General features: G+C 67.7%; 8 protein-coding genes. 3 read left to right on the forward strand and 5 right to left on the reverse strand.

Annotated elements, in window-relative coordinates:
• Positions 1 to 15 precede the first annotated feature (15 nt).
• On the reverse strand, positions 16 to 483 hold the full coding sequence (locus tag PKF00_RS27015) for a hypothetical protein (RefSeq protein ID WP_271220447.1): 468 nt from the start codon (positions 481 to 483) through the stop codon (positions 16 to 18).
• Between the two features lie 210 nt (positions 484 to 693).
• Between PKF00_RS27015 and lexA the strand changes: the two genes are divergently transcribed.
• Positions 694 to 1404 carry a transcriptional repressor LexA gene (lexA, locus tag PKF00_RS27020; protein ID WP_271220448.1) on the forward strand — a complete coding sequence of 237 codons (711 nt, stop codon included), beginning with the start codon at positions 694 to 696 and terminating at the stop codon, positions 1402 to 1404.
• A gap of 316 nt (positions 1405 to 1720) precedes the next feature.
• On the opposite strand, the gene PKF00_RS27025 is transcribed toward lexA, so the two are convergent.
• Entirely contained in the window at positions 1721 to 3916 is a 2196-nt protein-coding gene (locus tag PKF00_RS27025; RefSeq protein ID WP_271220449.1) for a hypothetical protein, read from the reverse strand.
• Positions 3917 to 4026: 110 nt separating this feature from the next.
• A complete protein-coding gene (locus PKF00_RS27030; RefSeq protein ID WP_309298436.1) occupies positions 4027 to 4851 on the reverse strand; it encodes a DUF3800 domain-containing protein in 825 nt (274 codons plus the stop codon).
• Positions 4852 to 5621: 770 nt separating this feature from the next.
• Here PKF00_RS27030 and PKF00_RS27035 point away from each other — a divergent pair.
• Entirely contained in the window at positions 5622 to 6845 is a 1224-nt protein-coding gene (locus PKF00_RS27035) for an RNA-guided endonuclease InsQ/TnpB family protein (protein WP_271220450.1), read from the forward strand.
• A gap of 13 nt (positions 6846 to 6858) precedes the next feature.
• On the opposite strand, the gene leuS is transcribed toward PKF00_RS27035, so the two are convergent.
• Positions 6859 to 9327, reverse strand: a complete 2469-nt coding sequence (leuS, locus tag PKF00_RS27040; RefSeq protein ID WP_271220513.1) for a leucine--tRNA ligase — start codon at positions 9325 to 9327, stop codon at positions 6859 to 6861.
• Between the two features lie 558 nt (positions 9328 to 9885).
• Between leuS and PKF00_RS27045 the strand changes: the two genes are divergently transcribed.
• Positions 9886 to 12684, forward strand: a complete 2799-nt coding sequence (locus tag PKF00_RS27045; RefSeq protein WP_271220451.1) for a hypothetical protein — start codon at positions 9886 to 9888, stop codon at positions 12682 to 12684.
• A gap of 28 nt (positions 12685 to 12712) precedes the next feature.
• Here the strand turns inward: PKF00_RS27045 and PKF00_RS27050 are convergent, their stop codons facing one another.
• Positions 12713 to 13987, reverse strand: a complete 1275-nt coding sequence (locus PKF00_RS27050; protein WP_271220452.1) for a cytochrome P450 — start codon at positions 13985 to 13987, stop codon at positions 12713 to 12715.
• Between the last annotated feature and the right edge of the window lie 30 nt (positions 13988 to 14017).

The raw sequence follows: 14017 nt of genomic DNA on the forward strand, positions 1-14017 counted from the left end.
TGCGGTCACGCGTGATCATGACGCCAGCGCGAGGGCCGCGTCGATGCGGGCGCCCGCCCACAGCGCCCCCAGGAGCACAAGCACGAGCGCCAGGACGACCACGATCCGCCCTCTCCGTGTCAGCCGGATCGGCGGGGCCTGACGCCGCGCCCTCCGCGAGGAACCCCGCCCCCCGGCGCCCGCCTGACCGGGTCTCCCGCCGGCCGTCCCGTCCGCTCTCCTCGCGCCCGCCGCGCCGGCTCTCCCTCCGGCCGCCCTGCCGCCCCCGGCCGCACGGCCCGCGCCCCTCGCGGCACGGCCCGCCCCCACGGCGGTCGCCCGCCCGGCGCCCCCGACGATCACTCGCCCGACGCCGCCCGCGGCCGCCCGCCCCGCGCCTCCCGCGGCCGTCGACTCCGCCCCGCCGGCGGCCGCCCTGTCGGTGCCCCCGACGACCGTCAGCCGGGGCCTGGTTGTCCTGGATGTCCTCGCGGTCGCCTTCATGCTGTCCCCATCCCCTCGACCTGGCCGAACACATGTCGAAGAAAGATCGGCGAATCGAACACGATGTCGATCGAACTCCCGTACGATGTTGTACACCACGCCGCCATCGATTTCGAGGACCACTCGAACAATTGTTTGAATATGATCTTCGGCGAGGGTACGGTCGCTGTGTGCGACTTGAGCAATACAGACCGGGAGCGAGGAGATCGCATGAGCGAGCACGACGAGAACGGTTCGGCCGTCAGCGACCTGGCGGTGCGCAGGCGTGACTCCCTTGGCCTCACCCCCAGGCAGCGCAAGATCCTTGAGGTGATCCGCGACTCGGTGCAGCAGCGCGGTTACCCGCCGTCGATGCGGGAGATCGGCGAGGCGGTCCAGCTCACCAGCACCTCCAGCGTCTCGCACCAGTTGACGGCTCTGCAGCGCAAGGGTTACCTGCGCCGTGACCCGCACCGCCCGCGCGCGCTCGAGGTGCGCCTGCCGGGCGAGCCGGTGCTGTGGGTGGACCCCGACGCGAACGCCGACGAGACGCAGGTCAGCCGCCCCACCGCGGCCTATGTGCCGCTCGTCGGCCGGATCGCCGCCGGCGGCCCGATCCTCGCCGAGGAGAGCGTCGAAGACGTCTTCGCGCTGCCCAAGCAGCTCGTCGGCGAGGGGACGCTCTTCCTGCTCCAGGTGACGGGCGACTCCATGATCGAGGCTGCGATCGCCGACGGCGACTGGGTGGTCGTCCGTCAGCAGCCGGTGGCCGACAACGGCGACGTGGTCGCCGCGATGATCGACGGCGAGGCCACGGTCAAGACCTTCAAGCGCAAGGACGGCCACGTCTGGCTGGTCCCCCACAACGCCAACTACGACCCGATCCCCGGTGACGAGGCCACCGTCCTGGGCAAGGTCGTGGCGGTGCTGCGCAAGCTCTGAGATCGGCGGCGCGGGCCCCGAGACGGCCCGCCGCAGGAGCGGTCCCATAACAGGGGACCGCTCCTCAGTTGTTTCCGTGCCCCTGCGGCCTCACTGAGGATCTCCTATCTCGGCATCTTGTATCTTCCGCCTCGCTCAGAAGACCTCACCCCGATCCGGAACGTGAAAGACCCGGCCTCAAGAGGGTTTCGGGGAGGTACAGCTCCAGCACCCTGGCCAGCCCTGGGCTATCCGGCTTTTTCTCCTGCGATGCTGTACAGCCGAACCCCACCTGCCCTCGGAATCCGGCTTCACAGTCCACAGGACAAAACCAGACCTACTCCTCTTCGTCATCCTCCGGCCCGCCGGTTCGGTTGCGCTGGATGAACTCGAGCACTTCGAAGGCCCTGTGCTGGAGATCCAGCCACTCCTCCGGCGAGCCGAGAAGCGGCGGAAACGACACTCTATTGCCCAGCTCTTCAAGGTTCTCCAGCGAACGTCTCGCGCCACCCAGCCATTCGTGCAGACGCTTGCGCTCCTCGACGATCAACTGCCCTGTGGACATCTCTGTCTGGACAGGGAGCACTACAGGATCAATGTTGGCCTCAGCCTCATCGTCAGCACCGCCACGGATGAAGGGAGGGATTTCCGGCGGCGCATCCGTCTGCCCGATCATCCTCTGAGCACGTTCTGGGTCGGAGGCGAAGACGACATCCCAGGTCGTGAGGGCGACTTCCCTTTCGTCTTCTCGACGGATCCGGTCGGGTGTCGTGAGATCGACGGCCACATGGACATAGGCGTCACTTCCGGTGACCGTGTCGCGCAGACCCAGCTGACGGGCGGTGCTCGCGTTGCGGGGGAGCAAATCATGCCGAAAGCGCTGTGCCGCGTGTGCCAGAGTCCACAGGCCCAGCTCGTTATCTTTACGTGCCAACCCGCCGATGACGGTTGACACATCCGCGCGAAACGGGACCTTCCCCGCAGCGGGCACGGTGGCGACGGCGGAACCGACGTTCCGCGTGAGCAGCTTGTCCGCGATCAAAGCGACGCCCCCCGCCACCGCCAGAGTACAGCGCGCGTTCAGGTCACCGGCAAGCGCCGGTTCAACCAGGCTGAGGAAATCGGTGGTCGGTACGGGGACCCAGCCATTGGCCAGAACGTCCTCACACAGCACTCCACCGTTACTCCAGGCGTTACGAGCGGGCTTTGTCGCTGAGCTCTTAGCCGCCCTCCAGGGAAGATCGATGACAGGGCCGAGCAGGCTCGCGTATCCCTTGGTGGACATGCGACGCTCGTTTTTAATCTCCTTCGCCCTGGCCTTCAGCTGCTCATGAAACTCCGGACGGGTCAAGGTGTGCAGGAGGCAGATCGCCCGCCACATCGGGGTTCCCGGGATCCTTTCGTCTCCGTAGACACGCGGTGTGGCGGCGTCGCTCATACGCCCGATCGCGAGGGAGTACACATCCCGTAGCTGTTCCTGATCTCCTAGCGCGGAGTGACGAGTCTGCGCGAAGAGCTTGAGCGCACGGGTGACGACTTCGAGGTTCTGAGCTGAGTCGTCCCACGGCTTGAACTCGACATGGACTGAGGCGAGGATGGAGCGCACGGCGTCGTCGAACACGTCCTCGGGAGCGAGTGCCCCGCTCTCATGAGCCTCCACTCCGACAGCAAGATGGGCGGGCATCAGATACGTCTGAGCGATCTGAACACTTCTGCAGGAGAGACCCTCACCCTGCGACTCCAGCCGGTGCTCCTGGCGAAGTCGCTCACGATAGGCGGCCCTGCCACTGATCATCCGGTCCACAAGCGACGTGCCCGCATTTGAACTCGACGCGCCGAAAAGGACCTCCACGGTGAGGTTCGCCGCATCACTCGGGGTCGCGGTCGCCCCCGCGAGCACCTTCCAGGCACTGGCGAGCCTGGTGATCCCGTCCCGTGTGGCGATCACGTCGAGAGGATCCGTGCCGTCCTCGAACTCGATCACCACAGGATGCGCGATCAACGCCCGGGTGACCCGGCGCGAGAGAATCGACTCTTCATAGGAGTTGAGGTGCAGCGTGGCAGAGATCGTCTGCCACACGTGCTGCTGGAAATGCGCAAGGTCGCGGTAGCGGTAGCGGATAATCGCCTGCGACCTGCCGTTTTCGGCAACCCCGTAGACCAGAGGGTCGGAGACATCAAGAGCCTCTTGACCCGTGCGCGGCTGGATACCGGGGAAGAGCTCGGTCATCCATACGCGCGAATGCACGGACCGAAGCGTCGCACCGTCGACGTGCTCCTCTAGCAGGAGACCTGCCCCCTGGGACTGCTCCAACTGGAGCGCGACGAGATCCGGGCGCACGCAGGCACGCGCCACCGCCTCCCAGGACCGAGCCGGGACCGAGACGAGCTGATGTCCAACGGCCGCCTGCAGCATCCGCGCGTGGTCATTGAGGTTGGGTGCTTCGGGTAACTCCCTCAGCAGGGAGGAAACGACGAGTTTCTCACGCCCCCATGTGATCTCGGCCGGCTTGCCACCATCGGCCGTCGCCATAACGTTCCACCTTTCGTTGGGATGTGAAAGACTGAAAGTGCGGTCCTGGATCGTTTCCGGCCCAGGTCCTGCCCGGTTGGGTCCGGCCGTACGGCCGGACCCAACCCTTCTCAGAGGGCTATAGGGTCACCTGCCTGCGGAAATGCCCTTTCATACCAATCCCACATGAAAGACCGGTTTGGATTTTCCGCAAGACTCTGGTAAGCGGCATAAGCGACCAGGTCAGCGGCCTGCAAAAGGTCACAGTGTCTCGACGGAAAGAAGACAGGGTCTCCGTCAATTCTGCGGTTCACCTCCGGAAGGCAACGGTGCGCTTCCCGGAATGCCGGATTGGTCCCATCGCCGTCGATGACGATCCTTGCAACTTCACCACTTTCAGCAAGATCGCGATTCATCTTCGTAATCATCGCGGAATAGAGTTCCGGCCCGCCCCTTTTACCCAAAGAGGCGTTCCTATAAGCGACATGAAGTCGAATACCAGGCATGTCGGCAATGACCTGAAGTCCACGCAACACGATGTGCCGCATGTTCTCCCGATGTCTTTCTCGACTGAGACCACGCTCAGCGTAGGAGTGAATACGCCTCCCCCTCCCCCCGGCAAGGTTGACGGCATGCAGTGAGACGTCCGCGTCGAGAAGGCCCCTCTCCCAGAGCTCTCCCCGCAATCCAGACCAGCGAGAGAGCGCACCAGGGAGGGAGCCGTCGTCGAAGCTCAGAGCGGAGAAGATCAACCATTTCCGACCGTCTCCAGAGTCGTCGACATAGACTGTGCGACTACGCCTTTTGCCATCCAGTCCATCCATTGAGTAAGCCGACTCCAGACCCTCGCCGATTGCGGATTCCGTAGATGAGGTGATCGACCGAGGGATACCAGCACAGCTCTCATTGATCAAATAGGCGTCACCCCCCAGGAAAGTCACCCTCTGTGGATGCATACATTACCGCGCCCCCTAATCGTGAGATGCCGATTTTTATCTTCCCGGGCGCCAGTAGTTCCAACCAGATCGACACGGCCACCTCGAAGTAATAAAGGACGACAAAAAATCAGAGTTAAGGAAGACCTAATAACGGATGACCGTAAACTCCCACATTGCCTCGGCGAGACTGGGACGACGCTGCTAATTCTTCAATCTCCGTTTTCGCTTCGCCGCATCACCACCCACCACCCCTACTTCACTCCCACCACACACAGATCACACAAATATGAAATGTAATATTTCACATTTCGCTAGCCGACTCTATGAACCTTGATTCGCTCAGGGGCAGGTCAGTCAAGGTGACAGCAGACAAGGAAGCCCTAGCCCAAGTTCACTCCGGCGCAGGGTGAGTACGGCGAGCGATGACACGGCCCGGCCGGCGTCGGCGATCGGCGGCCCAAGAGCCGCCGATCGCCGCATCACCGAGCCAAGGCGCTACCGGATTGCGGGCCAGTGCTCCGGCTTTCAGACCGGGGGTAAAGGCCCGCGTGGAAGGGCCGCCGAGCCCAGGCGTGCCCTGAGCTGAACGGTTCCGCTGCTCGGTGCACCGACGCAGGATACTGATCGAAGCGCTACCCACCGATCCGGCGAATCCAGGTGAGGTCCGGTGAATATCCGATGCCGAGACTTCGTCATGAAGACCAAAGGGGCATGCAGGGCAAAAGCATCATGTCTACCGGTTTTAGCGTTTCTGTAGTGCGATCATCACCCAAAGCTAGGATCATGGCGTGCAGCTGCGGTACAACTTCCGTCTCTACCCGAGCGCCGGTCAGCGCGAGTCGCTGGCGCGGGCGTTCGGGTGCGCGCGGGTGGTTTTCAACGACGGGCTGCGCATGAGGCAGGACACCCGCGATGCCGGGTTGCCGTACATCTCGGATGGGGACCTGTCCAAGCGGGTCATCACGCAGGCCAAAAAGACCCCGGAGCGGGCGTGGCTCGGCGAGGTGTCGGCGGTGATTCTGCAGCAGGCACTCGCCGACCTGAACACCGCGTTCAGGAACTTCTTCGCCTCGGTCACCGGCAGGCGCAAGGGCCGCGGGGTCGCCCCGCCCCGGTTCCGCTCCCGCAAGGACAACCGGCAGGCGATCCGATTCACGAAGAACGCCTGCTTTGCGATCACGGCGGGCGGGAGGCTGCGTCTGCCGAAGATCGGGGACGTTCCGGTTCGCTGGTCGCGCCCGCTGCCGTCCGATCCGTCATCGGTGACGGTGGTCAAGGACGCTTGCGGCCGGTACTTCGCGTCGTTCGTGGTCGAGACCTCAGAGGAGCCGTTGCCCGAGACGCCGCACGAGGTAGGCATCGACCTGGGACTCACTCACTTCGCGGTGCTGTCCGACGGCCGGAAGATCGGCAATCCGCGTTTCCTGCGCCGCGCGGCCAAGAAGCTCCGCAAGGCGCAGCAGGCGCTGAGCCGCAAGCAGAAGGGCTCGGCGAACCGCAAGAAGGCCGTCGTCAGGGTCGCCAGGGCGCACGCCCGGGTGGCCGATGCACGCCGCGACTGGGCACACAAACAGTCCACCACGTTGATCCGCGACAACCAAGCGGTGTACGTGGAGAACCTGTCGGTGTCCGGGCTGGGCCGTACGAAGCTGGCCAAGTCGGTGCACGACGCAGGCTGGTCGCAATTCGTCGGAATGCTGGAGTACAAAGCCACGCGGTACGGCAGGCACTTCGCCAGGATCGACCGGTGGTTCCCATCGTCGAGGCTGTGCTCGGCATGCGGGACAGTCGCCGCGTCGATGCCGCTGGACATCCGGTCGTGGAGCTGCCCGTGCGGGGCGGTCCACGACCGGGATGTCAACGCGGCGATCAACATCCTGGCCGCCGGGCAGGCGGACAGGCTAAACGACCGTGGAGCGCGGGTAGGACCGGGACCTGTCCCGGCACCGCGCGGCGAAGCGTTAACCCACCCGAAGCCGCACACGCGGCAGACGGGAATCTCCATCCATTAGGACGGAGAGGATGTCAAGGGACGATGTTGACCAGCTTGGGCGCGCGGACGATGACCTTGCGCGGGGCGCCGGATAGGAAGGACTGGACCTTCTCCGAGGCCAGCGCCAGGGCTTCCAGCTCGGCGTCGGAGATCTCCGGGGAGACCTCGACGCGGTCGCGGACCTTGCCCGCGACCTGCACGACGCAGGTGACGGAGTCCTGGACCAGCAGTGCGGCCTCCGCAGTCGGCCATCCCGCGGTGGCGACCGAGGCGGGGTGTCCCAGACGCTCCCAGCCCTCCTCGGCGACGTACGGCGCGACCAGGGACAGCATGACCGCCAGGGCCTCCGCGGCCTCTCGCACCGCCGGGTCCGCGGCGCCGGGCCCCGAGTCGATGGCCCTGCGGGCCGCCGTCGTCAGCTCCATCATGCGGGCGATCGCGACGTTGAAGCGGTGCGACTCGACCAGCTTGGTGATCTCGTCGACGGTCCGGTGGACGACCTTGCGCAGCTCCAGGTCACCGGTCGCGACGTCGACTCCGGGGGCGGAGGCCGCTCCCGCTTCGGCCATGACGCGGAACGCGCGGGCCAGGAACTTCTGCGACGCGGCCGGGGAGACGTCGGCCCAGTCGATGTCGTCCTCGGGCGGGCCCGCGAACACCACGGTCAGCCTGACCGCGTCGACGCCGTAGGCGTCGATCTGCTGGCCCAGGTCGACGCCGTTGCCCAGGGACTTGGACATCGCCTTGCCCTGGTTGATGACCTGCCCCTGGTTCAGCAGACGGGTGAAGGGCTCGGTGAAGTCGACCATGCCCATGTCGTGCAGGACCTTGGTGAAGAAACGTGAGTACAGCAGGTGCAGCACCGCGTGCTCGACGCCGCCGACGTACTGGTCGATCGGCCCCCACTTGCGGACCTTCTCCACGTCGAACGGCCCGTCCTCGTAGGTGGGGTCCACGTAACGCAGGTAGTACCACGAGGAGTCGACGAAGGTGTCCATCGTGTCGGTGTCGCGCCTGGCCGGACCGCCGCACTTGGGGCAGGAGACGTTGACCCAGTCTTCGGCCGAGGCCAGCGGGGAGACGCCCTTGGGAGCCAGGGCCTCGCCGCGCAGGTCGGGCAGGGTGACGGGCAGCTGCTCGTCGGGGACCGGGACCTCGCCGCAGTCGACGCAGTGGATGATCGGGATCGGGCAGCCCCAGAAGCGCTGACGGGACAGCAACCAGTCGCGCAGGCGGAAGTTGACCGCCGCCCTGCCGGTGCCGCGCTCCGCCAGCACCTCGGTGATCTTACGGATCGCCTCGGCCTTGGACAGGCCGTCCAGCGGCCCCGAGTTGACCAGGGAGCCCTCGCCCGCGGTGGCGACACCGGTCTCGCCCGGGTCGGCCAGACCGGTGTGCACGACGACCCGCACCGGCAGGTTGAAGGCGCGGGCGAAGTCCAGGTCACGCTGGTCGTGCGCGGGGACCGCCATGATGGCGCCGTGGCCGTAGTCGGACAGCACGTAGTCTGCCGCCCAGACCGGCATGCGCTCGCCGTTGACCGGGTTGACCGCGTAGCGGCCCAGGAAGACGCCGGTCTTCTCCTTCTCGGTCGACAGGCGGTCGATGTCGGACAGCTTGGCCACCTCGGCGCGATAGGCCTCGAAGGCCTCCCGCCTGTCCTCTGAGACGATCTCCTCAGCCAGCGGGGCGTCGGGGGCGATCACGAAGAAGGTCGCGCCGTACAGGGTGTCGGGGCGGGTGGTGTAGACGGTGACCGGCTCGTCGCGGCCCTCGATCACGAAGTTGACGTCGGCGCCCTCGGACCTGCCGATCCAGTTGCGCTGCATGGTCAGCACGCGCTCGGGCCAGCCGCCCTCCAGCTGGACCATGTCGTCCAGCAACCGGTCGGCGTATTCAGTGATCTTGAAGTACCACTGGGTCAGCTCCCTGCGGACGACCTCGGCCCCGCAGCGCTCGCACCTGCCGTCCTTGACCTGCTCGTTGGCCAGCACGGTCTGGTCGTTCGGACACCAGTTGACCAGGCCGCCCTTACGGTAGGCCAGGCCCCGCTCGAAGAAGCGGACGAACAGCCACTGGGTCCACCTGTAGTACTCGGGGTCGCTGGTGTGCAGGCGGCGGGACCAGTCGAAGGAGATCCCGTAGCGCTTGATGGAGTGGGCCTGCGTCTCGATGTTGGCGTAGGTCCACTCGGCCGGGTGCGCGTTCCGCTTGATCGCGGCGTTCTCGGCGGGCAGGCCGAAGGAGTCCCAGCCGATCGGGTGCAGCACGTTGTAGCCACGCTGGAACCAGTAACGTGAGAAGACGTCGCCGATGCCGAACGCCTCGGCGTGGCCCATGTGCAGGTCGCCGGAGGGATAGGAGAACATGTCGAGCATGTAGCGCCGCTCACGCGTGTCGGCGGGGTCGTCGGAGCCTCGGAAGGGCTCCAGCTCCTCCCACCGCCGCTGCCACTTGGCCTGCAGCGCCTGCGGATCGTAGTGCTGTTCGTCACCCTGCATGTCGACTCGCTCGCTCACGTCGTTCTTCCCTCGGTATTCGTCTGCGCAGACGATCTGACCCATCCGACCCAATAGAAAAACCCTCCGCTCACGCGAAGGGCAGCCGCACCGGCGAGGCGTCTAGCGCCGAGAAGGCCGATGCGGCCAGGTAAGCAGCAGGGTCGCGGCACGCATATGCCAAGACTATCGCAGCCCGCAAGTCGTATTCGTGGCCTGGGAAAACAAACCCGATCGCGGCAAACGGGAGACACCGGGCCCGGCAGTTCAGCACAATGGGGACGCTCGCATGTCTGGACTGGCCGAGACGCGATGAGGACACATCCGTTGTGACCTCGCATGTCCCGTCAGTTTACTCTTCTCACCGTGGCACACTCAGTCGAGCCGGGGCAGGGCCCGGATCCCTCGGAGGTCGGCCTGCCGATGCAGGATCCGCCAACCGACCCCACAGGACTCCAGTTCAGGGGGGCGTTCTCCGGTTTCCCTGCGAACGCCCCTGGCACCCGTGAGACCATGCCCAATACCCATAATTCGGGCACCCGTGCAGGAGGTAAGGAAGCCATGGCCTCGGAGCAGTCCAGCCAGTCACACCTGCCTCCGGCATGGCCGGACACGGCGGAGTCGACTCCGTCGTGGGCGAACGACTCCCTTGGCACCAGTCCCCGGCTTCCTCTCCCCCAGGACGAGCCCCAGCGGGCCAACGGCTCTCCGCAGGCGTCCTCCGGCTCCGCCCGGACCTCTCCGGGCAACGGCTGGGACCAGGCGAGCAACCCCCAGACCGGCTGGGACCAGGCGAGCACCCCCCAGCCGACCGGTCGGGAGCAGGCGGGCGCGACACAGCCCGCCAACGGCTGGGACCAGACCGCCGCCCCCCAGCCGGGCAACGGCTGGGAGCAGGCGAGCAACCCCCAGACCGGCTGGGACCAGGCGAGCACCCCCCAGCCGACCGGCCGGGAGCAGGCGGGCGCGACACAGCCCGCCAACGGCTGGGACCAGACCGCCGCCCCCCAGCCGGGCAACGGCTGGGAGCAGGCGAGCAACCCCCAGACCGGCTGGGACCAGGCGAGCACCCCCCAGACCGGCGGCTGGGAGCAGGCGGGCGCGACGCAACCCGCCAACGGCTGGGACCAGGCGAACACATCCCAGCAGGAGAACGGCTGGAGCCAGGCGAGCACTCCTCAGCCGGGCGGCTGGGAGCAGGCGGGCGCTTCCCTGCCGGGTGAGGGCCAGGACAGGTCGGGCGCCCCCGAGCAGGGCGGCGGCTTCTCCCAGGCCTCCTCCCTCCCCGACTCCCCGCAGGCCCCCTCCGGCAACGGCTGGGACCAGGCGAGCAACCCCCAGGCCGGCGGCTGGGAGCAGGCGGGCGCGACGCAACCCGCCACCGGTTGGGAGCAGGCAGGCGCTCCCCAGCCGGACAACGACCGGGCACGCACGTCCTGGGCCACCGGCAGCTGGGACCAGGCCTTCACCCCCATGCCGAAGGACGAGCTCCGGCAGGACTCCGCTCTGCCCGGCGAGCGGGAGAACACTCCGCCCGGCGAGCGGGAGACCCGGCCGCAGGACGCCGCGCCGACGGACGTCGAGGGCTGGCAGCCGTTGCCGCCGAGAGAGCCGGGAGCCTCGCTCTCCGCCGCGATCGCGGAAAGCGGAGCGTGGGAGCCGGTCGCCCGGACCGACAACGCCGTGTGGCCGTCGGCCGCGCAGCCGGAGGCCACCTGGCCGTCGAGCGCGCAGACCGACAGCGCGTGGCCGCCCGCCAACCCCGCCGCGAACGGCGCGAGCGACCCGAACGCCGGATGGCCCTCCGCCACCCCGGCGGACAACGCCGTGTGGCCTCCCGCCGCCTCGACGGACAACCCCGTCTGGCCCCCCGCGAACCCCGCGGAGAACTCCGGATGGCCGCCCGCCTCCTCCTCGGGCTCCTCCTCGGACGGCGGCGCGTGGCCGCCCGCGTCCCCCGCCGCGAACACCGGGAACGGCCTGAGCAACCCGAACGCGGGATGGCCCTCCGCCACCCCGGCGGACAACGCCGTGTGGCCGCCCGCCGCCTCGACGGACAACCCCGTCTGGCCACCCGCGAACCCCGCGGAGGCCCAGAGCCCGCTGACCTCCCCCGCCTGGGCGAACACCACGGCCCAGCCTCAGGGTGACCCCTTCGGGCAGGCCGCAGGGAACGGCGTCCCCCAGGGCGGCGGGGCCTCCCCCGGCGACGGCGCCGCCGGCTTCGGCGTGCCGAACAACCCGGCGGTGTGGGCCCTGGCGTCCGCGACCGACGCTCCCCCCGCCTCCCAGCCCGTCGCGCATCCCGCGCAGAACCCGCTCGGCGCACAGCACCCGGCTGACGGCGCGCACGCGCCGCAGGGCCAGCCGCTCGGTCCCGGCTACCAGCCCCTGCCGGGACAGCCCGGGCAGCCGCCGCAGGCCCAGCCCGGGCATCCGGGGGCGCCGGGGCAACCGCTCCAGGGACAGCCAGGGCACCACCTGAGCCAGGACCCGTCCGATCCCAACAGGCGCTTCGTCACCGCGGGCCAGATCAGCGGCCCGAAGACCCCGCCGCCCGAGCGTCAGCAGGAGCTGTGGGACACGGTCTTCGGCGACAACTACCAGGCCATGGGCGACGAGGACGAGCTTGAGGGGCAGGGCAGGCCGGTCTGGGTCTTCGCGCTCGTCGGCTCGGTGGTGATCGCGCTGGTCGGCGCGCTGCTCTGGGCGTTCATGGCCGGCCCGCTGGCCGCGACCAAGGAGGAGGACCCCGCTCCGCAGACCAAGCCCTCCGCCACCAAGAAGCCCACGGCCAAGCCTCAGACGATCGGCCGCCTGCCGCGCTTCCCCGGCAAGGCGTCGCCGGTCGCGGGCACCCTCCCCGACCAGGCCGCGGCGATCAGCGTGTCACGGCTCGGCGGCCCGTGGCGGCAGGACCAGCGGCGGACCGTGCCCACGGTCTACGGCTTCACCACCCGCCAGTACGTCCCTGCGGGCACCGACTCGGCGGGCAGGGCGCAGTTCGCCCAGCTGATGTCGGGCGCGCTCTCGCCGCGGCTGAAGGACAAGTACACCTCGCCGGAGAACCTCGCTCCGGTGATCAACGCGGTGGCCTCCGGCGCGCGCAAGAAGTTCTTCCCCGAGGACAACAGCGCTCGCAAGACCGCCCAGCAGACGTTGTCCGTCAACGGCCTGCCGGGACAGCTGGCCGCCTATGAGATCACCACCGGCGACTCGAAGACCACCATGGTCGTGGCAGTTGTGAGCACCGGCGCCGACCTGCCCTCTGTCGTCTACATGTCGGTGCCCGACAGCAAGAAGGAACTGCTGCCGGACATCAACACCGTCTTCAAGTCGATCCAGGCCGTGGCCTCCTGACCTTCGGAGGCGGCCTCGGAGAGCGGCGTCAGAACTCGCAGGCCATGTGCTTGACGCCGTTGATGAAGCTGGAGTAGAGCCGCTCCGGCCTGCCGCCCTCGATCCGTGGGAGGCGGCGGAGCAGCTCGCGGAACATCACGGTGATCTCACGGCGGGCCAGATGGGCGCCCAGGCAGAAGTGCGGCCCCGGCCCGCCGTACCCGACGTGGGGGTTGGGGCTGCGGGTGACGTCGAAGCGCAGCGGGTCGGCGAAGACGCTCTCGTCGCGGTTGGCGGCCCAGTAGTACAGGACGACCTTCTGACCCTCCCGGTAGAGCTGGCCGTTCATCTCGTGGTCCCTGGTGACCTTGCGGCGCATGAAGTTCACCGGGGAGGCCAGGCGGACGATCTCCTCGACCGCCCCCGGCAGCCCCTCCTCGAGGTCGGCCAGGAGCAGCGCGCGCTGGTCGGGGTTGCGGGTGAGCAGGTGCAGGCCGTGCGAGATGGCGTTGCGCGTCGTCTCGTTGCCCGCCACGACCAGCAGGATGAAGAACGAGCCGAGCTCCTGAGCGGTCAGCCTCTCGCCGTCGATGTTGGCGTTGACCAGCGACGAGATGAGATCGCCCGTGGGGTGCTCGGCGCGGTGGGCGGCGAGGTCCTGGACGAGTCGCTGCAGGTCCATCCCGGCGGTCAGCAGCTTCTCCGCGGCGGTGTTCATGTCGCCGCCGCCGTACTCGGGGTCGAAGCCGCCGAGGATCAGGTTGGACCGGTCGAAGACGAAGCCGTAGTCCTTCTCCGGGATTCCCATCATGTCGCAGATGATCTTCAGGGGGAGCCTGGCCGCGACCTCGGTGACGAAGTCGCAGCCGGGCCCCTTGGCGATCAGGTCGTCCACGATACGCGCGGCGGCCGTCTCGACGTCGGCTTCGAACTGCCCGATCATCCTGGGGGTGAACGCCCGGGAGACGATCCTGCGGAGCCTGGCGTGCCGGGGGTCGTCCATGTTGATCATCGATCCGAAGTACTCGGTGAACTCCGGAGGCATGTCCGGGATGTTGGTCGCCCCGCCGCCGCCCGAGCAGAACACCTCGGGGTTGCGGCTCGCCTCCAGGATGTCGGCGTGCTTGACCAGCGCGTAGTAGCCGGGCCCCTTCGGCGCGAAGGAGACCTCCATCTCCTCGTAGAAGGCGGGGCGGTCCAGGCCGCGCAGCAACTGAAAGGCGTGCTCCCGCTCTCGCACGGGCCTGGCCCAGAAGTCGTAGTCCGACAGGTCGAAGTCGGCGGCGGAGGTGATCGTCTTCCGCCCGGCAGGCGTCACGCTCATACCGTCAATCATTTTCGCAAGCGACCACTT

It is taken from the genome of Streptosporangium carneum (assembly GCF_027922005.1).
Lineage (GTDB): Bacteria > Actinomycetota > Actinomycetes > Streptosporangiales > Streptosporangiaceae > Streptosporangium > Streptosporangium carneum.